General features: G+C 70.8%; 19 protein-coding genes and 1 pseudogene. 12 read left to right on the top strand and 8 right to left on the bottom strand.

The genetic code is table 11. The features are described 5' to 3' along the window. The first annotated feature begins 3 nt into the window (after window positions 1-3). Window positions 4-1332 (top strand): enolase C-terminal domain-like protein, encoded by a 1329-nt coding sequence (locus OG718_RS24615; protein WP_143638802.1) that lies wholly within the window; start codon window positions 4-6, stop codon window positions 1330-1332. Window positions 1333-1487: 155 nt separating this feature from the next. On the opposite strand, the gene OG718_RS24610 is transcribed toward OG718_RS24615, so the two are convergent. Together OG718_RS24610 and OG718_RS24605 are read right to left on the bottom strand one after the other, a co-directional pair. After that, window positions 1488-2216, bottom strand: coding sequence for a TetR/AcrR family transcriptional regulator (locus OG718_RS24610; RefSeq protein WP_328845168.1), 729 nt, complete (start codon window positions 2214-2216; stop codon window positions 1488-1490). A 132-nt stretch (window positions 2217-2348) separates the two neighbouring features. Next, window positions 2349-4268: an acyl-CoA dehydrogenase family protein gene (locus OG718_RS24605; protein ID WP_328845167.1), complete on the bottom strand. Its 1920-nt coding sequence runs from the start codon at window positions 4266-4268 to the stop codon at window positions 2349-2351. A gap of 253 nt (window positions 4269-4521) precedes the next feature. Between OG718_RS24605 and OG718_RS24600 the strand changes: the two genes are divergently transcribed. From OG718_RS24600 to OG718_RS24590, 3 genes are all read left to right on the top strand, one after another. Next, a complete protein-coding gene (locus OG718_RS24600) occupies window positions 4522-5313 on the top strand; it encodes a ScbR family autoregulator-binding transcription factor (protein WP_328845166.1) in 792 nt (263 codons plus the stop codon). Window positions 5314-5365: 52 nt separating this feature from the next. Next, on the top strand, window positions 5366-6673 hold the full coding sequence (locus tag OG718_RS24595; RefSeq protein ID WP_328845165.1) for a cytochrome P450 family protein: 1308 nt from the start codon (window positions 5366-5368) through the stop codon (window positions 6671-6673). Between the two features lie 103 nt (window positions 6674-6776). Beyond that, entirely contained in the window at window positions 6777-7499 is a 723-nt protein-coding gene (locus OG718_RS24590; RefSeq protein WP_328845164.1) for a ScbR family autoregulator-binding transcription factor, read from the top strand. Here OG718_RS24590 and OG718_RS24585 read toward each other — a convergent pair. Beyond that, entirely contained in the window at window positions 7477-8115 is a 639-nt protein-coding gene (locus OG718_RS24585) for an NADPH-dependent F420 reductase (RefSeq protein ID WP_143638812.1), read from the bottom strand. The two genes, OG718_RS24590 and OG718_RS24585, sit on opposite strands and share 23 nt — an antisense overlap. 219 nt (window positions 8116-8334) lie before the next feature. On the opposite strand from OG718_RS24585, the pseudogene OG718_RS24580 reads away from it, so the two are divergent. Beyond that, window positions 8335-9879, top strand: a pseudogene (locus tag OG718_RS24580) (MFS transporter); the annotation flags it as partial. A gap of 152 nt (window positions 9880-10031) precedes the next feature. On the opposite strand, the gene OG718_RS24575 reads toward OG718_RS24580, so the two are convergent. Beyond that, the gene (locus OG718_RS24575) at window positions 10032-11711 is read right to left on the bottom strand and encodes an IclR family transcriptional regulator domain-containing protein (protein ID WP_328845163.1); all 1680 of its coding nucleotides are present in this window, start codon (window positions 11709-11711) and stop codon (window positions 10032-10034) included. Between the two features lie 172 nt (window positions 11712-11883). After that, a complete protein-coding gene (locus tag OG718_RS24570) occupies window positions 11884-13182 on the bottom strand; it encodes a M6 family metalloprotease domain-containing protein (RefSeq protein ID WP_143638816.1) in 1299 nt (432 codons plus the stop codon). 264 nt (window positions 13183-13446) lie between these two features. On the opposite strand from OG718_RS24570, the gene OG718_RS24565 reads away from it, so the two are divergent. Both OG718_RS24565 and OG718_RS24560 read left to right on the top strand, forming a co-directional pair. Next, window positions 13447-14091 carry a TetR/AcrR family transcriptional regulator gene (locus tag OG718_RS24565; protein WP_143638817.1) on the top strand — a complete coding sequence of 215 codons (645 nt, stop codon included), beginning with the start codon at window positions 13447-13449 and terminating at the stop codon, window positions 14089-14091. A 157-nt stretch (window positions 14092-14248) separates the two neighbouring features. Next, a complete protein-coding gene (locus tag OG718_RS24560) occupies window positions 14249-15787 on the top strand; it encodes an MFS transporter (RefSeq protein ID WP_143638819.1) in 1539 nt (512 codons plus the stop codon). A gap of 250 nt (window positions 15788-16037) precedes the next feature. Here OG718_RS24560 and OG718_RS24555 read toward each other — a convergent pair whose 3' ends face one another. Further along, window positions 16038-16541, bottom strand: coding sequence for a MarR family winged helix-turn-helix transcriptional regulator (locus OG718_RS24555; protein ID WP_143638821.1), 504 nt, complete (start codon window positions 16539-16541; stop codon window positions 16038-16040). A gap of 140 nt (window positions 16542-16681) precedes the next feature. Here OG718_RS24555 and OG718_RS24550 point away from each other — a divergent pair, with 140 nt between their 5' ends. Continuing rightward, a complete protein-coding gene (locus OG718_RS24550) occupies window positions 16682-17482 on the top strand; it encodes a dioxygenase family protein (protein ID WP_186001233.1) in 801 nt (266 codons plus the stop codon). 100 nt (window positions 17483-17582) lie between these two features. Here OG718_RS24550 and OG718_RS24545 read toward each other — a convergent pair whose 3' ends face one another. After that, window positions 17583-18101 (bottom strand): GNAT family N-acetyltransferase, encoded by a 519-nt coding sequence (locus tag OG718_RS24545; protein ID WP_306938581.1) that lies wholly within the window; start codon window positions 18099-18101, stop codon window positions 17583-17585. A gap of 178 nt (window positions 18102-18279) precedes the next feature. On the opposite strand from OG718_RS24545, the gene OG718_RS24540 reads away from it, so the two are divergent. Continuing rightward, window positions 18280-19278 carry a sigma-70 family RNA polymerase sigma factor gene (locus OG718_RS24540; RefSeq protein ID WP_143638824.1) on the top strand — a complete coding sequence of 333 codons (999 nt, stop codon included), beginning with the start codon at window positions 18280-18282 and terminating at the stop codon, window positions 19276-19278. A gap of 892 nt (window positions 19279-20170) precedes the next feature. Here OG718_RS24540 and OG718_RS24535 read toward each other — a convergent pair. Continuing rightward, window positions 20171-21139, bottom strand: a complete 969-nt coding sequence (locus OG718_RS24535; RefSeq protein ID WP_143638826.1) for a helix-turn-helix transcriptional regulator — start codon at window positions 21137-21139, stop codon at window positions 20171-20173. A gap of 88 nt (window positions 21140-21227) precedes the next feature. On the opposite strand from OG718_RS24535, the gene OG718_RS24530 reads away from it, so the two are divergent. From OG718_RS24530 to pfkB, 3 genes are all read left to right on the top strand, one after another. After that, window positions 21228-22754 carry an MFS transporter gene (locus OG718_RS24530; RefSeq protein WP_143638828.1) on the top strand — a complete coding sequence of 509 codons (1527 nt, stop codon included), beginning with the start codon at window positions 21228-21230 and terminating at the stop codon, window positions 22752-22754. 219 nt (window positions 22755-22973) lie between these two features. Next, complete coding sequence (locus OG718_RS24525) at window positions 22974-23735, top strand: DeoR/GlpR family DNA-binding transcription regulator (RefSeq protein ID WP_143638832.1); 762 nt, start codon at window positions 22974-22976, stop codon at window positions 23733-23735. Further along, window positions 23732-24679, top strand: coding sequence for a 1-phosphofructokinase (gene pfkB / locus OG718_RS24520; protein ID WP_143638833.1), 948 nt, complete (start codon window positions 23732-23734; stop codon window positions 24677-24679). The genes OG718_RS24525 and pfkB overlap by 4 nt, the downstream gene beginning before the upstream one ends. Window positions 24680-24887 lie beyond the last annotated feature (208 nt).

Here is a 24887-nt window from a genome sequence, read left to right as displayed (position 1 = left end):
CGCATGAGCCAGCCGACCGTCACCCACTTCGCCGTCTATCCCGTTGCCGGCCGTGACTGCATGGAGCTGAACCTCTCCGGCGCCCACGGCCCGTACTTCACCCGCAACGTCGTCGTCCTCAAGGACTCCGAGGGCCGTACGGGACTGGGGGAGGTGCCCGGTGGCGAGAAGATCACCCAGACCCTCCGCGACTCCGAGTCCCTGGTGGTCGGTGCGAAGGTGGGCGACTACAAGCGGGTCCTGCGCGAGATCGGCGCCCGTTTCGCCGACCGTGACTCGGGCGGACGCGGTGCCCAGACCTTCGACCTGCGCACCACCGTCCACGCGGTCACGGCCGTGGAGTCGGCGTTGCTCGACCTCCTGGGTCAGCACCTCGACGTACCGGTCGCGGCCCTCCTGGGCGACGGCCAACAGCGGGACTCCGTACGGGTGTTGGGCTATCTCTTCTATGTCGGTGACCCCGACCGCACCGACCTGGAGTACGTCCGCGAGCCCGACTCGGACATCGACTGGTACCGCGTCCGGCACGAGGAGGCACTGACGCCGGAGGCGATCGTCCGCCAGGCCGAGGCGGCCTACGACCTGTACGGCTTCCGGGACTTCAAGCTCAAGGGCGGGGTCCTGGCGGGCGCGGAGGAGGTCGACGCCGTACGGGCGCTCAAGGACCGCTTCCCCGAGGCCCGCATCACCCTCGACCCGAACGGCGCATGGTCACTGAGCGAGGCGATCGAGCTCTGCAAGCCGCTCGTCGGCACGCTCGCCTACGCCGAGGACCCCTGCGGGGCGGAGGGCGGCTACTCGGGCCGCGAGATCCTCGCCGAGTTCCGCCGGGCGACCGGCCTCCCGACCGCGACGAACATGATCGCCACGGACTGGCGTCAGATGACCCACGCCCTCGCCCTCCAGTCGGTCTCCATCCCTCTGGCCGACCCGCACTTCTGGACCATGCAGGGCTCGGTGCGGGTGGCCCAGCTGTGCAACGCCATGGGTCTGACCTGGGGATGCCACTCCAACAACCACTTCGACATCTCGCTCGCCATGGTCACCCACTGCGGCGCGGCGGCCCCCGGCGAGTACAACGCCCTCGACACCCACTGGATCTGGCAGGAGGGACTGGAACGCCTCACGGTCGCCCCGCCCCGCATCGCCGACGGCGAGATCCGGGTCCCCGACGCTCCCGGCCTGGGCCTCGACCTCGACATGGACCGCCTCCTCGCCGCCCACGACCTCTACAAGGAGAAGGCCCTCGGCGCGCGGGACGACGCCACGGGCATGCAGTACCTCATCCCCGACTGGCAGTTCGACCCGAAGCGACCTTGTCTGGTCCGGTAGGACCAAGGGGGGTTCGTCGTATGTCTGCGGACGCGCTGTGGCTGGTCGCGCAGTTCCCCGCGCCCCTGTCTTTCATCTTTTGGGGGCGCGGGGAACTGCGCGACCAGCCACGACGGGCCCGCAGACGCCCAGCAACCCCCGCACCCCCAACCCCCCTATCGGGAGACCCGCGTCGCCAACCCATCCAGCACGCGATCCAACCCGTACTGGAACCCCGTCTCCCGAGCCACCCCCGGATCCTGATCCCGCTGCCCGGCGTACCCGTCACGCAAGTGCGGGTACGCCTGAGCAGCAGCCTCCGCCGCAGGCCACAACCCCCGCACATACTCCGCCTCGGTCTGCCCGCTCCGGGCCAGCACGGTCAGCCAGGCAGCCTCACTGGTCGCCATCCCGATGACGTACGAGATGACGGTCGACCCCGCGTGATCGGCCTCGTCCGCCGGAAAGCCCGCCCGGATGAGCACGGTGAGCAGCGTCTCGGACATCCGCATGGCGTTCGGCCCGAGATAGGACATGCCCAGCTCACCGAGCACCGAGGCGATCCACGGATGCCGCAGCATCGTCGCGCGCAGGCTCCGGCCGCACTGGGCCACGTCGGCGCGCCAGCGGTCCGGGTCTCCCGAGTCCGGTACCTCGATCTCGCCGTAGATCTCGTCCACGGCCAGCTCGATCAGCTCGTCCTTGTTGGCCACGTGCCGGTAGAGAGAGGTGGCGCCGGCGCCGAGCCGGGTGCCCAGCTTGCGCATGCTCAGCGCGTCGATGCCCTCCGCGTCGAGCAGATGCACGGCCTGGGCGACGATCTGGTCCCGGCTCAGGGCGGGCTGCTCCCGCTTGCCCTGCGGCCGGGTCCACACGGACTGAATGGGCTGCTTCTGTGCGGGCATGGCGGACATCGCTCCTGCTCTGTGGTCACTCGGCGGCTACGTGTGCGTACACCATACGCATCAAGCGTACGCCCCGAAAGTTATGCGCACAGTGTTCCGAGCCTTCGCCTCTACGCCCCCACTCCCCGCCCCTCAGTACACGCCGACACCTTCAACGCACCCCGCACCCACCACCCCCACCGCCGCCTCCTCCCAGTCGGCCTCGCCCCCGCCGACCGACCCCCCACTCGCAATCGGAATGCCCGACAGCACCTGCGCAGGCAGATCGAAGGCGTCCACGAGGGTCATCAGATGGGGAGCGAGTTCCCCCACAACCGTGTCGACGGCCTTTGGCAGGGCCCGTACGTGATCCGGCGTGAGCCGCCCCTCGGCGAGCAGATCCCCCGTGTGGTCGCCGAGTTGCCGCAGCAGGAACAGCCGGCACAGGCTCCGCATCAGGAAGGCGGCCCGGGGGTCCTCCGCCCGGGCGGCCGCGGCGAGGAACGCGTCGGCGGCCTGGAGCCGGGCGTGCGCGGAGACCATCTCCAGGGCGGCGTCCGAGGTCACGTTCCAGCGGCCGACCGGGTCGCCCGAGGGGCCTTCGCGCAGGGCCGTACGCGCCCGGTCCTGCCAGATGCGCTCGGCCTCGGCCAACAGGTCGCGGAGGAAGGGGAGTTCGGTGAGCTCCCGGCCCTCGGGATCGCCGGACTCGCCCGGGCGTACGCCCTCGTGGCCGAAGACCATCTCGGAGGCGGCCTTCACCCAGATCACCAGGTTGTCGCCCTCGGCGGTGATGCCGCCCTCGATGTTGAGGGGGAGGTCGGCCAGTCCGTTGACCGGGAACAGGCCCTGGGCGCCGCAGCGTTCGCGGCACTCGGTGGTGATCGCGCGGGCCTGCCAGGTGATCCAGCCCTTCGCCACGGCCACCTCGCGCTCCACCTCGGCCCGGTCCCCGTCCGCGTGCACGGCGAAACGGCTCACCAGCGAGCGGTGCAGGAACGTCATCGCGTACGCCGTCGCCAGCGCGTGCAGCAGCCGGCCGTGGTGGCTGCGGTGGGCGGCCAGCGGAATGCGCTCGCCCGCCTTCGGCCCGGCCAGGAAGCGGCTGTGCGCGTACCGCACCGCGATGGTCAGCGCGGCCCGTGACATGCCCAGCGTGCCGGCGCTCATGCACAGCTTGCCCATGGTGACGCGGTTGATGGAGCGCAGCAGCCGCTTGCGCCTGTTGCCGAGGGTGCTGGCCAGTGTTCCGTCGGCGCCGAGCCGCCCGTGCTCGGCCTCCAGCAGTGCCTCGCGCGGCAGCCACACCCGGTCGAACGAGGTGAGGCAGTGGTCGACCGGAGTGCCGGTGCGCTGGGGGAGCGGCCGGACCCGTACGCCGGGGAGGTGGCCGTTCTCGTCGCTGAGCGGGGTCAGGAAGAGGAAGGTGCCCTGGTCCTCTTCGTCGACGACGAGGCGGGCGGCTACCACCGCCGTCTTGGGGCCGCCGGTCAGGCTGGTGTTGGGCATGAACTTCCGCGCGCCCGGCGTGGGGGTGGTGAGGTGGAAGCCGCCGGTCGTGCGGTCGAACACCGCGACGGTCTCCATCGAAGCTACGTCGTTCCCGTGCTCCAGCTCCGTGCAGAGAAACGTTCCTGTGCGCCGGAGCGAGGTGAACGCGGACAGGTCCCTGTTCCGGCCGCCGTCGTGGTCGAGGACGCTCCCGAGGAACAGGTTGTAGTGGATGCTCGCGAGCGTGGTCAGCCCGCCGTCCACCGGTCCCGTCCACTCGTGCAGCCCGGCGAGGCGGTACGGATCGGCCGCCAGCTCCACCGGGTCGCCGGCCGCGTCGTTGAGGAGCCGCAACCGCTCGTACGAGAGGGCCGTCCGTTCCTCGGGAGACAGCCCCGGGCGGTACGCGAACTCCTTGCCGGACACGAGCCGACGCCAGGCCCCGTGCACGCGGTCGCGATCGGCGCCCTCGAAGAGCAGCTGGGCCAGCTCGTCGGCGACGGGGTGGGTCTTGGTGTGTGCGGGCACGGCCATCGAACTCCCCTGGGTGTGGGAACCGGTCAGGTACGAACCACTGCGCACCGAAGATACGTACCAACCGGTTTTGTTTTCAAGGGTGCTCAGGGAGGCGAAGGTGCTCACTGGGGGAGCCCGAGGGGGCGCTCGCGGCGCGGCCGAAGGGTCGGCGCAGCTCACAGTGGGGCCGCGAGTTCGATATGGGTGAATCCTTGAGAAACCGTTCGGCTGGTTTTATTCTGAACCGCGAGGTCACGGCTGCCCAGTACAGACCTCAAGGTCTCTTTTCCCGGTGAGCGGGATGGTACGGAGGTTGTTCGTGGCGCGGCAAGAGCGGGCCATTCGGACGCGGCGGGCGATTCTGGTCGCGGCGGCCGAGGTGTTCGACGAGGTCGGATACGAAGCGGCGACCATCTCGGACGTCCTCAAGAAGTCGGGCATGACCAAGGGCGCCCTCTACTTCCACTTCACGTCCAAGGAGGAGCTCGCCCAGGCGGTCCTCGCGGCGCAGGTCGGGGCCCTGCCGCGCGTGCCCGAAAGGGAGCTGAAGCTCCAGCAGTCGCTGGACGAGGCGCTGCTGCTCGCGTATCTGCTCAAGCGGGACACGGGTGATCCGATCGTCCAGGGCAGTGTGCGGCTGACCGTCGACCATGGGTCGCCCAAGGACCACCTGAACCGGCGGGTGCCGATGGGGGCCTGGCAGGACCACACCCGGGCCCTCTTCCAGGAGGCCATGGCGAGGGGCGAGGTCCTGCCGCACGCCGATGTGGACTCGCTCGCGAAGCTGTTCGTCGGCGCCTTCACCGGCGTACAGGTGCTGTCGCGGATCATGACCGGCCGCGAGGATCTGGCGGAGCGGGTGGCCGACCTCTACCGGCATCTGATGCCGTCGATCGCGGTGCCGGGCGTGCTCGTCCGGCTGGACTTCACACCGGAGCGGGCGGCGAGGATCCACCGCGAGGCCATGGAACTGCGCGAGGCGGAGGCGGCCGAGGCCGAGGCGGAAGGCGACCTGGAGGACGGACTGGAGGACGGCCCGGAGGCGGACATCGCGACCGGCCCGCAGGCCGGGGCCGGGGCGCCCGCGGAGGTCGCGACCGCCGCTCAGTGAAGCGCCCTCGCGCCGGGGGTGCGCCGACGACCAAACCGAACGGAGTGCACGGATGGACATGCCTGCTTGCCCGTACGCGCTGGACGTGACCGGGCGCGATCTCGCCTCGGAGGCCGAGAAGCTGCGCTCCCGAGGGCCGGTGGCCGAGGTGGAACTGCCGGGCGGGGTGGTCGCCTGGGCGGCCGTACGGCAGAAGTACGTCAAGCAACTCCTGCTGGATCCAAGGGTGTCGAAGGACGCCCGGCAGCACTGGCCCGCCTTCGTCGAGGGTCGGATAGGCCCCGAGTGGCCGCTGTACCCGTGGGTCGCCAACGAGAACATGCTGTTCGCATACGGGGATCACCACTCCCGGCTGCGGCGGCTGGTCGCGGGCGCCTTCACCACGCGCCGGAGCGAGGCCCTGCGACCGCGGATCGAGGAGATCACGGCCGGGCTGCTGGACGACCTGGCCGCGGTGCCGGACGGTGAACCGGTCGATCTGCGGGCCGACTTCGCCAGGCTGCTGCCGATGCGGGTCATCTGCGAACTGTTCGGGGTGGCGGAGGAGACGCGTGAACCCCTGTGCACCGCGCTGGAGTTGGTGTTCGGCACGGCCGTGCCCGCCGAGCGCATGGCCGCCGCGCAGATCGAGGTCTTCGGGATGCTCGCCCGACTGGTCGCCGAGAAGCGGGCCGAACCCGGTGGCGATCTCACGTCCGCGCTGATCGGGGCCCGCGACCAGGACGAGGACGGCGGGCTCACCGAGGAGGAACTCCTCGGCACCCTCTACCTCATGATCGCCGCGGGTCAGGAGACGACCTGCACGCTCATCACCAACGCCGTCGGGGCCCTGCTCTCCCACCCGGAACAGCTCGCGCACGTCCGCGCAGGCCGGGCCACCTGGATGGACGTGGTGGACGAGACGCTGCGGGTGCACAGCCCGGCGGCGTACTCCCCGATGCGGTTCGCGGTGGACGACATCGCGCTGGGGAACCCCGCACCGGCCGACGCCGGGTCCGGTGGCGAGTCCGACGGCGTACTGATTCGCAAGGGCGACCCGATCCTGGTCTCCTTCGCCGCCGCGTCCGGAGATCCGGAGGCGTACGGGGAGGACGTCGCCGTCTTCGACCTGCTGCGCCCGGGCCGCCGCGAGGATCTGGCCTTCGGGTTCGGTGTGCACCGGTGCCTGGGGGCGCCGCTCGCGCGGATCGAGGCGAGCGTGGCGCTGGCGGGGCTGTTCGACCGCTTCCCCGGGCTGTCGCCGGCGGCTCCGGTGGACGGCATCGAGCCGGTGGAGTCCTTCATCGTCAACGGCTACGGGTCGCTGCCCGTGCTCCGCGCCCAGCAGGAGCAGGAGCAGGAGCAGGAGCAGGAGCAGTAGTAGCAGTAGCAATCGCAATGACACGGCAATAGAAACCGCCTGTGCGGTTTGTTATTGTGGGGGCGCCTCTCTGGCATGCCCCCCGCAGCAACGGAGTGCTCTGATGGCCCAGCAGGAACGCGCGGTTCGTACGCGCAACGCGTTGATCGAGTCGGCGGCCGAGCTCTTCTGCAAGGACGGCTTCGACGTCGTGTCCCTGTCCACGATCAGCGCCCGGGCCGGAGTCAGCAACGGCGCGCTGCACTTCCACTTCGCCAGCAAGGCGGCGCTGGCCGTGGCGGTGTGGGAGGCGGCTGCGCAGCGGCTCGGGCGGATCACGGCCGAGGGCCGGGCGAGGAGTGAGGCCGCCGCGACCGCCGAGGGTACTGGGGGCACCGGTCCCGGCGGGCCCCTGCAGGTGCTGGTCGACGCCACGCACGCGCTGCTCCGGGGCCTGCGGCACGACGTGATCCTGCGCGCCGGGTTCGACCTGAGCGAGAGCCCGGTGCCCGTGGCGGCCGGGGCGGATCTGCGGCGGCGGTGGCAGGCCTGGGTGGAGGGCGTACTGGCCGAGGCGGCCCGCGAGGGCACGCTGGCCCGTGACGTGTCGCCGCAGGACGCGGCCCATGCCGTGGTCGCGGCCACCGTGGGCTTCGGGGCCCTGGGCAGCCGGAACGCGCAGTGGCTGTCGCAGTCCATGCTGACCCGCTTCTGGGCGCTGCTGCTGCCGCGGCTCGCCACGGAGGTGGCGCTCAAGGGGCTGGTGGCCTCTGGGTGGCGGGAGGGAATGACGGGGGCCGACGGCGTGCCCTCGCCGTTCCGCGTCACGGCCCGGTCGGGAGCGTGACGACGTCGATGTTGAAGGCGTGGGTGCCCAGGCCCTCCGCGATGCCGACGAAGAGCAGTGCGAAGTGCTCCTGACCGCGTGCGGTGCCGATGCCGCCGAGGTCCAGCTGTGAGGCCGCGGACCAGCCGAGGTCGGTGAGCAGCCGGGCGGTGAGCTGCTTGGCCGCCCCGCTGTCACCGGACAGGAAGACGGTGCTCCGGCCCTCCAGCGCGCCCGGCCGCACCATCACCGACGCGTCCATCGTGCACAGCGTCTTGACGACGGGTGTCTCCGGGAACGCCTTCTGGATCAGCTCTCCCAGGCTGCTGTTGGGGTGCGACAGCTCGGTGAAGTCGTCGGACAGGCCGACGCCCACGTCGACGAGCGTCTTCCCGGCGAGAGCCGTCGCCCCGACCGAACCCAGCAGGTCCACGGACACCGTCCCGGGCGTCGCGTTGACCACCACCTCCGCGTCCGCGACCGCCGCGTCGAGCCCCACGACGGTGAAGCCCGCCTCCGTCACATCCGTACGTTCCTCCGGTCTGCGTGAGCCGAGCACGACGTCGTGCCCCGCGGTGGACCAGCCGGCTGCCAGCGCACGGGCGACATTGCCCGTGCCGAGAATTCCGATACGCATGCCGCCGACGCTAACTGCCCTGTGTCCCAAGGGGATCGGGCGTGCGGACCAGGTGTCACCGGTACCTGGGGCGTAGGTCCGGGCGACCCGGAGACCTCCGGCGAGTACGCCGTTCCCCTCTTGCGCACACTGTGCGCAAGTCGGTACGTTGTTCCTACCGAGCGCACGACGTCCCGGAACCGGGAGAGGTGTGCGCCGCCAGGCCCGTACCGCTCGAAAGGCAGGAAGATGGACCGTCACCCGCGCCGCTGGCTCATCCTGATCGTGTTGTGCCTCAGCACCCTGGTGCTGGTCGTCGACAACATGGTTCTCACCGTCGCGATCCCGACGATCGCCGAGGACCTCAGGGCGAGCGCCTCCGATCTGCAGTGGATCCTCGACTCGTACATGCTCGTCTTCGCCGGACTGCTGCTGACCGCGGGAAGCCTGTCCGACAAGTTCGGGCGCCGGAAGGTGATGGTCATCGGGCTGGCGCTCTTCGGAGCCGCCTCAGTGGTGGCGATGGAGGCCACCACACCCGAACTGCTCATCCTGGGACGGGTGTTGATGGGCGTCGGCGGCGCCCTGGTGATGCCCAGCACGCTCTCGATCCTCATCACGGTCTTCGACGACGAGGAGCGGCCCAAGGCGATCGCAGCCTGGAGCGCCGTCGCGATGGTCGGTCTGGTCGGCGGTCCCGTGCTCGGCGGCGCCCTGCTCGCCCACTACTGGTGGGGCGTCGTGTTCCTCATCAACATCCCCATCGCGCTCCTCGCCATCGTCGCCGCGCTCATCCTGATGCCGGAGTCCAAGGGCCCCTGGCGCAAGGCCGATCCGGTCGGCATGGTCCTCTCGATGGTCGGTATGACCGCGCTCGTCTGGACGATCGTCGAGCTCCCCAAGGGCGGCCTCGGCCACCTGGGCACGCAGATCTCACTCGCCCTGACGGTGTTCAGCCTGGTCGGGTTCGCCGTGTGGGAGGCGCGCTGCAAGTCCCCGATGGTCCCCGTGCAGCTCTTCAGGAACCGTGTGTTCACCGGCGCCAGCTTCTCGCTCGTCCTGCTGACCCTCGCCAACGGCGGTCTGATGCTGGTCCTCACGCAGTACCTGCAGTTCGTCCTCGGCTACTCCGCCACCGAGGCGGGTCTCGCCTTCATGCCGCTGGCCCTCGCCACCCTGGTCTTCAACAGCATCGGCGCCGCACTGCTGTCGAAGACCGGCAACCGCGCCATGGCGGTCTTCGGACTCCTTGTCATCGCCGCCGGGTTCGGCCTGCTCTCCACGCTGGGCACGGACAGCGGCTGGGGCATCCTCGCCGGTGCGATGTGCCTGATGGGCGCCGGTGGCGGGCTGGCGATGCCCGCCGCGATGTCGGCCATGATGGGCGCCATCCCCGACGAGCACGCCGGTGTCGGCTCCGCCCTCAACGACACGGTCCAGCAGGCCGGTGCCGCCCTCGGTGTCGCGATCCTCGGCGCCGTCCTCTCCAGCACCTTCACCGGGAACATGCCGTCCGACGCCCCCGAGGCCGCCCGCCACTCCATCGGCGACGCCCTGGCGGCGGCCGCCACCACCAAGGACCCCGCCCTCCTGACCGCCACCCACGACGCCTTCACCAGCGCGATGTCCGCGAGCTTCCTGACGGGAGCGGCGGGAGTGGTCGGCGCGGCGGTCCTGGCGTTCTTCCTGATGAGGGGCACCAAGGACCTCCCCGAAGGGGCGCCTGTCGGGAACACGGAGACCGAGGCCGCACCGGCCGAGCTGGCCGAGGCGGCGCCCCTTTAGGGGCGCGGGGAACTGCGCGACCAGCCCCCACGAACCCGCACGTTCCCCACCACGCACGACCCCACCCCCCACCGCGCGAAACGCTCCAGGGCGGGTGGGAGACCGGCAACCCCGGTCTCCCACCCGCCCCGCCGCCGTCATCGCCCCGCCGGCTAGGCGACCGGCACACGGGCAAACCGCCCCGCCACGCGAAGATCCCCCTCGATCCGCCCGGCCGTCGCGGCCAGCTCCGGCAACACCTCACCCACACACTGCTCAACCGTCCGCCGCGAACTGTGCATCGCCACGTTCACGGCCGCCACGACCAGCCCCGAACGATCCCGCACCGGAACCGCGATCGACCGCAACCCCTCCTCCAACTCCCCGTCCACCAGGGCGTATCCGGCCTCCCGGACGCGATCGAGGGTGGCCGCGAGAGCCCCCGGGTCCGTGACCGTGTGCGGGGTCAGCGCGTGCAGGCCGGTCAGGAACGGGCCCCGCTCGGCCGCGGCGAGGCCGGCGAGCATCACCCGGCCCAGCGAGGTTGCGTAGGCGGGGAAGCGCGTGCCGACGGTGATGTTGACGCTCATGATGCGGCTGGTGGCGACGCGGGCCGTGTATTGGATCTCGTCGCCCGCGAGGACCGCGAGGGACGCCGAGTCGTGCAGCCGGTCGGCGAGTTCGGCGAGATGAGGGGCCGCGATCTGCGGAAGCGTCGTACGGGAGAGCGGCGGGAAGCCGAGTGCCAGGACGCGCGGCGTCAGGGTGAACGTCCGCCCGTGGGCGGTCACTTGACCCAGGTGCTCCAGGGTGATCAGCGCACGCCGGGCCGTCGCCCGCGCGAGCCCGGTGGCCTGCGCGACCTCGGTGAGCGTCAGCTCGGCCCTGCCCTCGCCGAACGCCGTGATCACGGTCAGCCCGCGGGCCAGCGACTCGACGAACTCCCGGCCCAGTTCCTGCTTCGAGGCTCCGGTCCAGGCGGCGAGACCGGCGCGCGCGGCGGGCTGCTGCGCGGGGGCGTCCCGAAGATCCCGTTCCATCGCACGCACGGTCGCCCGCAGCCGGGGCAGCAGGGTGTCCCGCAGGGAGTCCGCGGTGTGCCGGCTGGTGTGGCTCACCACGCTCACCACGCAGGCGATACGCCCACCGCGATCCCGTACCGGAACGGAGAGCGCGACCAGGCCCGGCTCGATCAACTGGTCGTCGAGCGCCCAGCCGCGCGCCGCCGCCTCACGTGTCCGCTCCTCGAACTCCTCGTCCCCGGCGGGGTGTTCACGGGGTGGCACGGCGGGGAAACCGCGGTCCTCGGGATCGGCGGCCCGCCGTTCGCGCCAGCGCGTCCAGTCCTCGTCGGTCCACCCCGTGGCGAACAGCGGGCCCGGCGCGGTCCGTTCGGCCGGGAGCAGATCGCCGATGCGGAAGCTCAGCGACATCGCGCGCCGGCGGGTCGCCTGATGGATGAAGCGGATGCCGTCCCGGTCGCCGACCGCCAGCGACACCGACTCGTCCAGTTCGTCGGCGAGCGCGTCGGCCCGCCCGTCCAGCAGCCGGGGCAGCCGCAGGGCGGCCAGATAGGCGTTGCCCAGCTCCATCAGCCGCGGCGTGAGCACGGCGTCCCGTCCGTCGAGACGTACGTATCCCATGCGGGCCAGCGTCGCCGCGATCCGGTCCACCGTGGACCTGGCGAGGCCGGTGGCCTTCTCCAGGGCGCTGAGACTCGACGTGCCGCCCGCCTCTGTGAGCCGGAGCAGCACGGTGATGCCCCGCATCAGCGGGGCGACTGCCTCGACGGGGGCGACTGTGTCGGGCTCGGCAGGTGTGAGGTGGGTCGGAGTGAGGTGGGTCGGTGGCATGGGCTCCCCATTACGGTGTGCGGACCACGGTAATGAATGCGGGTCGCTCCGCGGGAAGGGCCGTATCGGAGGTGCGGGCCGGTGAGGGCTGGTCGCGCCCCGCGGCGGAGCCGCAAAATGTCACAGCCCCGCGCCCCTGAAAGGGCGCGGCCGCCTGAAGGGGCCCCGCGGCCTACGACGCCGCCTGGCGGTCTCGGGTCACGTACACCTGGTGGTTGCCCGTGGAGTCGGTGCCCGCGACCGTGATGCGGATGCCGGTTCTGAGGTCCTTGAAGTACTGGCCGGGGGAGAAGGCCGCGTCGGAGAGTTCGGCGTGGACGTTCGGGCTGCGGGTGCAGCCGCCGCTGTCCTTGGTGGAGTCGATGACCGTGATCGGGCCCCGGCCGGTGTCGACGGTCGCGTCGACCTTGTAGATGAGAACGCCCGTCTTGCAGATCGCGTCGTCGTTGCCGGCCTGGGTGCGCAGCTCGACCGCGTACCCCGTCCTGGAGTCGACCGGGACGAAGACCAGCTTGCCGCCGGTGCCGGGCTCGGCCAGCGGGGTCAGGACGTGCTCGGTGGTGCCGGCCGCGGACGCGCAGCCGACCTGGGAGTCGTCGAGCCAGCCGAGCTTCCACTTGTGCCAGCCCAGCAGGTCGTTGTCGGCCCCCCAGTCCTCGCTCATGATGTCCCAGTGCCCGACCGCGCCGCCCCCGTCCTGGGTGTAGAGGTCGGGCAGCCCGAAGACATGGCCGTTCTCGTGGGGGAGTACGCGGTAGCCGGTCTCTTCGTACGAGCCCGAGCCGTCGTCCTGGCGGCTGTAGACGAAGGACGCGTTCGCGACGGGCACCCCGTCCGCGACCGGCGCCTCCGTGTTGCCCGCGAAGGTCACCGACAGGACCGTGTCCAGGGCGGAGGGGCCGGCGTTCGGGGTCATCAGGACGTTCAGCAGGTCGTACTCCCTGAAGTCCACCTTCGGATCGGCAGCGGCCACGAGGTCCTGGACCAGCTCGCGGTAACCGGGGTCGAAGGGCGCCCCGCGTTCTATCCCGTACTCCTCGAAGGACTTGGGCATCCGCAGCCAGCCGCCTATCGGGGCCTCGGGGCGGTAGTCGAGGCGGCCGTACGAACTGGTGCGGAACCAGTTGGTGGTCTGCGGGAAGAACTCACCGAAGCGGTCGAGCGCGCTGCCCTGGCCGGGCGCGTCGGAGAAGTCGACCATCAGGTTCAGGGCGCGGACGGTGCCGGTGGAGCGCGAGTAGCCGGCCGGGGTGGGGATGCCCTCGGACATCTGCACGCCCATCGAGCCGCTGATCATGCAGGGACCGAGAGGGGAGGAGCGCGCCAGCGCGATGGGTCCCGCAGCCGTGGTGGAACCGGTCGTCAGATGTCCGGTCCCGGCCGAGGTGCTGACCGTCAGGGTGAGGACGGTGACCGAGGCGAGGGCTGCGGCGCGGCGGCGCGGGGATATCCGACGGCTGGTCGGCTGCATGCAGGGGCCTTTCGCTCCAGGCAGCCGGCCGGTATGGCTGCACCCTGTTCGATCACCCTGTGCCGCCGGATGCGCGGGCGCGCGCTGGAGGAGACCGATCGTGGGTTTCTTGTTCGCGGGAGCCCCTGAAGGGTGTGACGCGGGTCACATGGAATCTCTTCGATGTTCGGAAATAACTGGGGATCGTTTCCCCGTTTAGCCATGTGTCCGAGCGAAACGGGGAGTGGATCCCCGGATCGCACCCACCGGCTCAAGGAGTACGCCGTGGAGACCGCAGTCCGCGTACAGCACAAGGTGACCCGGCCGCGCGCCGACGCCCTGCGCAACCGGGAGCGGATCGTCACCGCCGCCCGCGAGATGTTCGTGGAGTTCGGCCCCGACGTGCCGCTCGACGAGATCGCTCGCCGGGCCGGCGTCGGCAACGCCACGGTGTACCGCAACTTCCCGGACCGGGACGCACTGGTGCGGGAGGTCGTCTGCTCGGTCATGGACCGTACGTCGGAGGCGGCCGAACTCGCGCTCGCCGAGACGGGCGACTCCTTCGAGGCACTGTCGCGCTTCGTGCACGCCTGTGCCGACGAGCGGCTCTCGGCCCTCTGCCCGATGATGTCCAGCGCCTTCGACCAGCACCACCCGGACCTGGAGGCGGCGCGTGAGCGGATCGAGGAACTGGCCGAGCGGCTGATGGCCCGCGCCCGCGAGGCCGGACAGCTCCGACCCGACGTGGGCGTCGGCGACATCATGATCGCCGTGGCCCAGCTCAGCAGGCCCCCGGCCGGTACCGCGACCCTGTGCTTCGACCGGTTCGTCCACCGCCACCTGCAGCTGTTCCTGGACGGTCTGCGGGCCCCGGCCCGATCCGAACTGCCGGGCATGACCGCGACCATGGAGGACCTGCGACAAGCCTGACCGATGACTTCCGCCCCTCCGGGCGGTCCTTACCAGCGACGACCCGACCAGTCCTCGCGTAACCCCACTTACGCACCGAACATCCCGGCCGTCACCGACGACGAGCCGCGCCCTCTCACTGTCTTTTTCGATCCGAAGTCCCGAAGTGGGTACCTCCATGTCTGAAACAGCCCAGGCCACCGCCGGCAAGGCGCAGGCCCCCGATTCCAACCGCTGGAAAGCGCTGACCTTCATCGCGCTCGCCCAGCTCATGGTCGTGCTCGACGCGACCATCGTGAACATCGCGCTGCCCTCGGCCCAGCAGGACCTGGGCATCTCCGACGGCAACCGGCAGTGGGTCATCACGGCCTACGCCCTCGCCTTCGGCGGACTCCTCCTCTTCGGCGGCCGGATCGCCGACATCTGGGGCCGCAAGCGCACCTTCGTCACCGGCCTCATAGGCTTCGCCGGCGCCTCCGCCCTCGGCGGTGCCGCGACCAACGAGGCGATGCTGCTCGGCTCCCGTGCCCTGCAGGGTGCCTTCGGCGCACTGCTCGCGCCCGCCGCGCTGTCGCTGCTCGCGGTGATGTTCACCGACTCCAAGGAGCGCGCCAAGGCGTTCGGCATCTACGGTGCGATCGCCGGTGGCGGTGGCGCCGTCGGCCTGATCCTCGGCGGCTTCCTCACCGAGTACCTGGACTGGCGCTGGACGTTCTTCGTGAACATCCCGTTCGCGGTCGTCGCCGCGGCCGGTGCGTACTTCGTCATCCGTGAGCCGTCCGGCAGCCGCAACCGCTCGCCGCTCGACATCCCGGGTGTCGTCCTGTCCACCGTCGGTCTGGTCTCCCTCGTCTACGGCTTCACCCGCGCCGAGTCCGAGGGCTGGGGCGACTCCATGACCATCGGCCTGTTCGTCGCGTCGGCGGTGCTCCTCGCGGCCTTCGTCCTCGTCGAGTCCAAGGTCAAGGCCCCGCTGCTGCCCCTGCGCGTCATCACCGAGCGCAACCGCGGCGGCGTCTACCTCTCGCTCGGTCTCGCGATCATCGCGATGTTCGGCCTGTTCCTCTTCTTGACCTACTACCTGCAGATCGTGAAGGGCTACTCGCCGGTCAAGACCGGTTTCGCCTTCCTGCCGATGATCGCGGGCATGATCGCGGGCTCCACGCAGATCGGCGCCCGGCTGATGAACCGCCTCCCGGCGCGTCTGCTGATGGGCCCGGGCTTCCTGGTCGCCGCGGCCGGCATGCTGCTGCTGACCCAGATGGAGATCGGCTCCTCGTACGCGGCCCTGCTCCTGCCGGCCATGCTGCTGCTCGGCCTCGGTATGGGTACGGCGTTCATGCCGGCCATGTCCCTGGCCACGCTGGGCGTCGAGCCGCGTGACTCCGGTGTCGCCTCCGCGATGGTCAACACCTCGCAGCAGGTGGGCGGCGCGATCGGTACGGCTCTGCTGAACACGATCGCCGCGTCGGCCACCACGGCGTACGTCAAGGACCACATCGCCGGTGCCACCACCCAGCCCCAGCAGCAGCTCGTCCAGCTGCAGGCCCAAGTGCACGGCTACACCAACGCGATCTGGTTCGCCGTCGGCATCCTCGTCATCGCCGCGGGAATCGCCTTCACCTTCATCAACGCCGGAAGCCCCGACGCCACCGCGGCCGCGGGCTCCCTCGAAGGCGCCGAGGACGACGTGAAGGTCCCGGTCATCGCCCACTAGTGCGACCGGACCCGCATGGGGTCACCCACTGACCTCGTACGTGTGCAGGGGTGGGGACGCCTTCATACGTACGAACCGGGATCTGCCCCGGCTCCGAGAGCGGTGGAGCCGGGGCAGATCCATGCCCATGCCCGGGGCCCGGACCGGTGCCGGGGCCCGCGATGGGCCGCGTGAGCGGCCCTTCGGGGGCGCGGGGAACTGCGCGACCAGCCACTACGAACCCGCACCCGACGACGAACCCGGCGAACCCCTACCGCAGCCAGGGCAGGTCCGCCCCCGTCCCCTCCGGCTGGAGCCCTTCCGCGATGAGCAGCATGGCCTCCCCGAGGGCCTTCTGCTGATCGGGCGTGAGCCGGTCGAAGAAGGCCTGCCGGACCGCGGCCACATGCCCGGGCGCGCTCCGCATCAGCACCTCGTGTCCTTCGTCCGTCAGCACCGCGAACTGCCCCCGCTTGTCCGAGGGGCAGTCCTCCCGCCTCACCCACCCGTTCTTCTCCAGCCGCGCGATGGCGTGCGAGAGCCGGGACCTGGTGATCTTCGCCTTCATCGCCAGCTCGGTCATCCGCAGCCGCCGGCGCGGGGCCTCGGCGAGACCGACGAGCAGGCCGTAGTAGATGTGAGGCATGCCCGCATCACGCTGCAGCTGGCGGTCGAGATGGTCGTCAAGAAGTGTGGTGGCATGGATGTACGCACGCCACGTGCGCTGTTCCTCGTCACTGAGCCAGCGCGGCTCGTCAGCGGATGCCGTGTTCATGCATCTACTGTACGAGACCCCTCCTTGAACGTTAAACAAATGCGGAGTAACCTCATATCACAGAAGTTGATACTTCAAGCAAGTGGGCCCGGCCGGTGTCGGTCGAGCCGGTCGAACGAGTGCCCAAGGGAGCCGCCGTCATGTCCGCCGCCACCGAGGAACGTGCCGTCGTGGAGCGCATGCCCGCCCTCTACCTCTCCCACGGGGCCCCGCCGCTGGCCGACGATCCGATCTGGCCCGGCCAGCTCGCCGCCTGGTCCGCGGACCTGCCGCGCCCGAAGGCGATCCTCATGATCTCCGCGCACTGGGAGGAGGCCCCGCTCGCCCTCGGGGCCACCGGGACCGTCCCGCTGGTCTACGACTTCTGGGGCTTCCCCGAGCACTACTACAAGGTGCGGTACGAGGCCCCCGGCGCACCCGAACTCGCCGAGTCCGTCCGCAAGTTGCTGCGCGCCCCCGGCATGCCCGTCCAGGACATCCCGGACCGCGGCCTGGACCACGGCGCGTACGTCCCGCTCGTGGAGATGTTCCCCGCGGCCGACATCCCGGTCCTCCAGGTCTCGATGCCCACGCTGGACCCCGTCCGCCTCATGGAGATCGGCCGCAAGCTGGCACCCCTGCGCGACGAGGGCGTCCTCATCGTCGGCTCCGGCTTCTTCACCCACAACCTGGCGGCCCTGCGGCAGGGCGGGATCCCCGGCTGGTCGGTGGAGTTCGACGAGTGGGGCCACCGGGCCCTGGACTCGGGTGACGTCGACGGCCTCCTCGACTTCCTCCACAAGTCCCCGGCGGGACAGCTGGCCCACCCGCGCACCGAGCACTTCGCCCCGCTGTTCGTGACGATGGGCGCGGCGGACGCCGCCGGTGAACTGGACGCCCAGCGGTCGGTGATCGACGGCTTCTGGCTGGGACTGGCGAAGCGGTCGGTGCAGTTCGGCTGAGACCGGCGGGCCCCGGCCGACGGCCCCCGGCGCCGGACCCCTGGCACCGGACCCTGGGCGATGGGCCCGGGAGACGGACCCCGGCCGTGGCGCGGAACCCTCAGAGCTCCTTCTCGTACCAGGCCACATCCCAGTACCGCCCGAACTTCCGGCCCACCTCCCGGTACGTACCGACGTACCGGAACCCGAACCGCTCGTGCAGCCGCACGGACGCCTCGTTGGGCTGGGCGATCCCCGCGTAGGCCCGGTGCAGATCCTCGTCCGCGAGCGCCGCGAACAGGGCCTTGTAGAGCAGTGTGCCGACACCCCGGCCACCGGCGTCCGGGGCGAGGTAGATCGTCACCTCCACGGACGTCTCGTACGCGGGCTTCGGCCGGAACGCGCTGGATGTGGCGTAGCCCAGAATCTCCTGTGAGTCCCCGGCCGTGGCAACCATCAGCCGATGCGGGCCGTCTTCAGGGTGAGAGAGCAGCCAAGGGCGGCGCTCTACCGGAGTGAAGGTCGCTGTGTCGAACGTGATCGGCGTCTCACGCACGTAGTGGTTGTAGATGTCCGTGAGGGCGTCGAGGTCGCTCTCGACTCCTGGCCTGACCTGCACCTCTGTACGTTCCGACGACATCTGCCCTCCCTCGGTGGCCGCACAGGGTACTGCAAGATCAGAAAAATCGAGTAGCAGGTTGGGAATTCTGTCCGGATTCCAGTCGTTGTTTCCATCGGATGCAGGGCACCCGGGAAGGTGTCCGAGCCACCACCAGAACCACTAGGACCCGCAAGCCCACCATCGCAAGGGAGCACGCATGGCAACCCGTGCCGTCGCCCGTCGTAAGTCCGCCTCAGGCGGAAGCGACGCGGCACGCAGTGTTCGCGTCGTAGGCGGCGAGATCGCCGACCGCGACCTGGTCGGCATGTATCTCGACGAGATCGCGCGCACACCGCTGCTCGACGCCGCCAAGGAAGTGGACCTCTCCCAGACCATCGAGGCGGGCGTGTACGCCCAGCAGATCCTCGACGGCGAGGTCACCGACACAAAGGTGAAGGCCTCCCGCGAGGAGCTCGAAGCGCTGGTCGCCGACTCCGAGCGGGCCAAGGACATCTTCATCCGGTCGAACCTCCGCCTGGTCGTGGCGGTCGCCCGTCGCTACCCGCGCAGTGGCCTGCCGCTCCTGGACCTGATCCAGGAGGGGAACGCGGGCCTGGTCCGGGCCGTCGAGAAGTTCGACTACCGCAAGGGCTTCAAGTTCTCGACGTACGCGACCTGGTGGATCCGTCAGGCCATCACCCGTTCCATCGCCGACCAGTCCCGCACCATCCGCCTCCCCGTCCACCTGGTGGAGGAGCTGGGCCGGATCCGCCGTGTGCAGCGCGAGTTCAACCGCGAGCACGGCCGTGAGCCGGAGCCCTCGGAGATCGCCGCGGAGCTGGACACGAAGCCGGAGCGCGTGGTCGACGTGCTGGACTGGGCCCGCGACCCGGTCTCGCTGAACATGGCGGTGGACGACGACGGTGACACCCAGTTCGGCGACCTGCTGGAGGACACCTCCGCCGTCTCGCCCGAGCAGTCCGTGCTCACGCTGCTGCGCAGCGAGGAGCTGGACGACCTCATCGGCCGCCTCGACCAGCGCACGGCCTCGATCATCAAGATGCGGTACGGCATCGAGGACGGCCGGGAGCGCACGCTCACCGAGGTCGGCAAGGAGCACGGCCTCACGCGCGAGCGCATCCGCCAGATCGAGAAGCACGCGCTGCTGGAACTGAAGAAGCTGGCCCGCGACACGGGCTTCGACGCCGCCGCGTAAGCCGCCCCTGGCGGCCGGGTGGTCCGGCCGCCGACGGCTCACCCCGCGAGAGTGGCTTCCGGCCGGGGGCGCGTATCGCGCGCCGGGCGGTTGTGACCGGTTTCGCGGGGGCGGGTGTGTACTGTCTGCCGGAAGCGGGCGGGACGCCTCCCGCGCCGACAGCGGGACCCGTCCCGGGCGGGCGGTCCCGGACGGTGAAACTCACTGTCGTCGGGAGGATTGGCCTCGCTCCGTCGGGGCAGGCGCTCTTACCCGGCCATGTACCTGTGACCGGGGTCGACCGTGCCTCGCCGGGCGGCCGGGGCAGGTCTCGAACAAAGTCGTACAGAAGTCCGTATTCCGCCGCTTCAACACATCGGCCCCGGGGCACAAGACTCCAGGGCCCACAGAGCCGAGTCCCGACGCACACCCCCCCCCGGCGCCGGGACTCTCCCAGAGCCGAGCTCCGGCGCCTCCCCCCCTGGCGCCGGGGCTCGGCTCCATCTTTGGGGGTGGGTACGGCTGCGAGTGCGGCTGTGGCTTCGGGTGCGCGGGCGCTTGGTGCGAGGGTTTGGGTGCAGCCGCGTGGGCATGGCTGCCCGGGCCACCCCGGACCTGAACCCCGGGGTGACCCGGGTGGCACATTGTGCCATGAGGGCAAATCTTGCCGGTCGGGTGCCTGGGGCGGGCTTGTTTCGCCCCCGCCGCCCCTACCTGTTCCCGTCACTGCTCGGGGGCTCCGCCCCCGAACCCCCGCTCCTCAAACGCCGGAGGGGCTGAAATGCCTCAGGGCCGAGATACCCAAGGGGCGCGGGGAACTGCGCGACCAGCCACAGCCGGACCCGCACCTTCACAATGAACCTGCCGCCCCCAGCCCGTCCGGCGCCTGAGGGCAAGGGCCGTTCAGGCCGCTCTACCGATTCGCCGCCGCCCGGCTCAGTCGGCCCCCCAACTGCCGTACGTACTCCACGAGTTCAACCGGCTCATGCACGGTGAACTCGCAGTCCACCATCGCGAGCCGTACCGCCAGCCACTCCACGGCATCTCCGGAGGAGCTGCGCAGCCGACAGCTCCGCTCGTCGACCGGCTCGGGCACCCCGAGCCACCCCGGCAGCCGCGCCGCGATGAACTCCGCGGGCGCGGCGAACGTCACCTCGAACTCGTACGTCTCCTGGCGCCGGTGCATCGACTGCCGCAGATACTCGGCGGCGCTCCCCGTGGGCAGCTCGCGCGGCGTGAAACGGGCCCCGGTCGCGAACGGGTCGGCCACCCGGTCGACCCGGAACGTACGCCAGTCCGCGCGGTCGAGGTCGTACGCGACGAGGTACCAGCGGAGGCCGGTCGACACCAGCCGGTAAGGCTCGATCCGGCGCCGGCTCTCCGCGCCGTCCTTCGCCCGGTACGCGAACCGCAGCAGTTCCCGCCCCGCGATCGTCGAGGCCATCACGGTCAGCGTCTCGGGCGCGATGCTCGCACCGTCGCCGCTGGTCAGTGGAGTGGTCGCGGCCTGCAGGGTGGAGACGCGATGCCTCAGGCGGCTCGGCAGGACCTGTTCGAGCTTGGCCAGCGCCCGTACGGAGGCCTCGTCCACGCCCGCGACGGCGTGCCCCGCACCGGCCCGCAGCCCGACCGCGATCGCCACCGCCTCCTCGTCGTCGAGGACCAGCGGCGGCATGGCCTTCCCGGCGACCAGCCGATACCCGCCGTCCGCGCCCATCGTCGCCTGTACCGGATAGCCGAGTTCCCGCAGCCGGTCCACATCCCGCCGCACAGTCCGCCGCGAAACCCCCAGCCGCTCGGACAACTCCCCACCGGGCCACTCCCGCGGAGTCTGAAGAAGAGAGAGCAACTGAAGGAGCCGGGCCGGGGTGTCGGTACTCATGGGGTCTCCCTCTCGTGGTTTCTCGTTCCTCCGAGAATGCCTCACCACTAGGACATGACCTGACCTATATCCCCTCTACCTTCAAAACATGACCTCTTCCAGCAGCACTCTCCCGTCCCCCCGGCCGGAGGCCGACCGCCGGCGCTGGTTCGCGCTCGCCATCGTGATGACCGCGGCCTTCATGGACCTGGTCGACGTCACGATCGTCAACGTCGCGATCCCGTCGATCCAGCGGGACGAGGGCGCGTCCTTCAGCCACATCCAGTGGATAACGGCCGGCTACGCGCTGGCCTTCGCGGCCGGCCTGATCACCGGCGGCAGGCTCGGTGACATCCACGGCCGCAAGCGGGTGTTCCTCGTCGGCATCGGCGGGTTCACGCTCGCGTCCGCGCTCTGCGGCTTCGCGGTGAACCCGGACATGCTCGTCGCCTCCCGCATCCTCCAGGGAGCCATGGCAGCGCTGATGGTGCCGCAGGTCCTGTCGATCGTGCACGCCACGTTCCCGGCGCACGAGCGGGGCAAGGTCTTCGGGATGTTCGGCGCGATCGTGGGTCTCGGCGCGGTGTCGGGCCCGATCCTGGGCGCGCTGCTCACCGAGTGGAACCTGTTCGGCCTGGAGTGGCGGCCGATCTTCCTCATCAACCTGCCGGTCGGCATCGCGGGCCTCATCCTGGGCCGGAAGTTCATCACCGAGTCCAAGGCCCCGCACGCCCTCAAGCTCGACCTCGTCGGCGTCGTGCTCGTCACCCTCGGTCTGCTGATGCTGCTCTACCCGCTCACCCGCGGCCGCGAGCTGGGCTGGCCGATGTGGGGGTACGTCGTGATGGCCGGCGCCCTCGTCGTCTTCGCGGCGCTGGTGGCGTACGAGAAGAGGAAGGCGGCACGCGACGGTTCCCCGCTCGTCGAGCTCTCGCTCTTCAAGGTGAAGAGCTTCGCCGCGGGCATCGCCGTGCAGACGGTCTTCGGGGTCGGCCTCGGCATCTTCTTCCTGGTCTGGACGCTGTACATGCAGGTGGGCCTCGGCTGGAGCGTGCTGCGGGCCGGTCTGACCGGTGTTCCCTTCTCGATCGCGGTCTCGGTGGCGGCGGGCATGTCGGTGCAGATGCTGGTGCCGAGGTTCGGGCGCAAGGTGCTCCAGGCGGGCGCGCTGACCATGGCGGCGGGCGTCCTGCTCTACATCTGGGAGGCCGAGCGGTACGGCATGTCCATCGCCTCCTGGCAGATGGCCCTTCCGCTGGTCGTCATGGGGGCCGGCATGGGCCTGATCGTGGCCCCGCTGACGGACGCGATCCTCTCCGAGGTGCCGCGTGAGCACTCCGGTTCGGCGTCGGGCCTGATCAACACGGTTCAGCAGATGGGCAACGCCCTCGGCCTCGGCCTGGTCTCCGTCGTCTTCTTCGGCACGATGTCCGACGACCTGCCCGGACCCGAGGTGGGCCCCGCCTTCGTCGACGCCTTCCAGAGCGCGCTGGTCTGGGTCGCCGTGGTGATGACGGCCATCTTCCTGCTGATGTTCGCCCTCCCGAAGCGGCCCGCCCAGCACGTGGAGGGGGCGGAGACCGCCGAGACACCGGAGATCACGCCGCTCGGCAAGGAGCCCGAACTCGTCGGCTGACGAGAGCATCTGGTGACAGCGGTCGGCGATGCGCCGACCGGATCCGGCATCGCGAGGCCCGGCCCCTCAGGGGGCCGGGCCTCGCCGTATGCCCACCCACGCCCGGCCCGATGTCCGTTCATGCCCACATCGATGCCCGAACCTGTTTACTTTGCGGAAATCTGGGCGTAGCCTCACGCTTAAACCACAGGTTCGGGCACAGAGCGGAGGCGAACGGACATGTACGCACCGGAGCGACAGCAGGAGATCCTCCGACTCGCACGTGACGGCGGCCGTGTGGATGTCGTGTCGCTGGCCGAGGAGTTCCAGGTCACGGCGGAGACGATCCGGCGGGACCTGAAGGCCCTCGACCGGGCGGGACTGCTGCGCCGGGTCCACGGCGGTGCCATCCCGGCCGGGCGGCTCGACTTCGAGCCCGACCTCGCCGAGCGCGAGACCACCGCGGCCGACGAGAAGGACCGCATCGCCAAGGCGGCCGTGGCCGAACTGCCGGACAAGGGCACGATGATCCTCGACGCGGGCACGACCATCGCCCGCCTCGCCGGAGCCCTCCCCCTGGAGGCGACACTCACCGTCGTGACGCACAGCCTCCCCATCGCGGCCCGCCTCGCCGACCACCCCGGCATGCAGCTCCACCTCATCGGAGGCCGCGTCCGGCACCGTACGCGCGCGGCGGTCGACGCCTGGGCGCTGCGGGCCTACGGAGAGATCCGCGCGGACGTCGTCTTCCTCGCGGCGAACGGCTTCTCCGTCGAGCACGGCCTGACCACCCCGGACCTCGCCGAGGCCGCCGTGAAGCGCGCCGCGCTCGCCGCCGCGCGCCGCGTGGTGCTGCTCGCCGACTCGGCCAAGCACGGCCAGGAACACTTCGCGCGCTTCGGCGGCCTCAGCGAAGTGGACCTGTTGATCACCGACAGCGGGCTGAGCCCCGAAGACGCGACCGCCATCGAGCGCGGCGGCACGGAAGTAGTGCGCGCATGATCCTCACCGTCACCCCGAACCCGTCCCTGGACCGTACGTACGAGGTCCCGTCGCTCGACCGCGGCGAGGTCATACGGGCCACCGGCGAGCGCATGGACCCGGGCGGCAAGGGCGTCAACGTCTCGCGGGCCGTCGCCGCGGCCGGCCGGCGCACCGTCGCCGTGCTGCCGCTCGGCGGAGCGCCCGGCGCGCTCGTCGCCGACCTCCTCGACGCACAGGGCATCGAGGTCGCACCCGTCCCGGTCGCCGGGGCGACCCGCTCGAACATCGCGCTCGCCGAGGCCGACGGCGTACTGACGAAGATCAACGCACCCGGGCCCGAACTCACGTCCGCCGAGGAGGAGTTGCTCCTGGAGACCGTGCGCGAGCAGTCCGGCGACGCCGACTGGATCGCCTGCTGCGGCAGCCTGCCGCGCGGCCTCGCCCCCTCCTGGTACGCGGAACTGGTCGCCCGCGCCCACCGGGCGGGCGCCCGCATCGCGCTCGACACCTCCGGACCCGCCCTGCTCGCGGCCCTCCGCGAACGGCCCGACGTGGTCAAGCCCAACGCCGAGGAACTCGCCGAGGCCGTCGGCCGCCCCCTCGCCACGGTCGGCGACGCGGTCAAGGCCGCCGAGGAACTGCGCGAGCTGGGCGCCCGTGCCGTGCTCGCCTCCCTCGGCGCCGACGGGCAGCTGCTCGTCAGCGAGGAGGGCGCGTGGTTCGCGGGCGCGCGCGTCGACGTCGTACGCAGCAATGTGGGCGCGGGCGACTCCTCGCTCGCCGGTTTCCTCATCGCCGGCGGCAGCGGTCCCGGCGCACTCGCCTCCGCGGTGGCCCATGGCGCGGCCGCCGTCCAGCTTCCGGGCAGCGTGATGCCGAGCCCGGCGGACCTCGACCCGTCCTCGGTGACCGTCACTTCGGAGATCCCCGTGGACCGCGTACTGACGGAGCCGGTGTCATGACCGGCCGCCGACTCCCGCGTACGGGCTGTCCACTCGCGCGTACCGGCTTGCGCGCAACCCACGAACCGGCCCTGATGCGGCGGGGACTCCCCTTACCCGCCGCAGCCGCCGCCGCGCGGAGGCGGGGCTTCACCGGCCCCGTCCCCGGCTCCGGCCCCGTTTCAGCACACCCCGTAGTCCCCGTAACCGTCGCGGTTCTCGACCGCGG

It is taken from the genome of Streptomyces sp. NBC_00258 (assembly GCF_036182465.1).
Classification (GTDB): domain Bacteria; phylum Actinomycetota; class Actinomycetes; order Streptomycetales; family Streptomycetaceae; genus Streptomyces.
The sequence above is the reverse complement of the archived record's forward strand: the minus strand, read 5'-3'. Positions and strand labels throughout refer to the sequence as shown.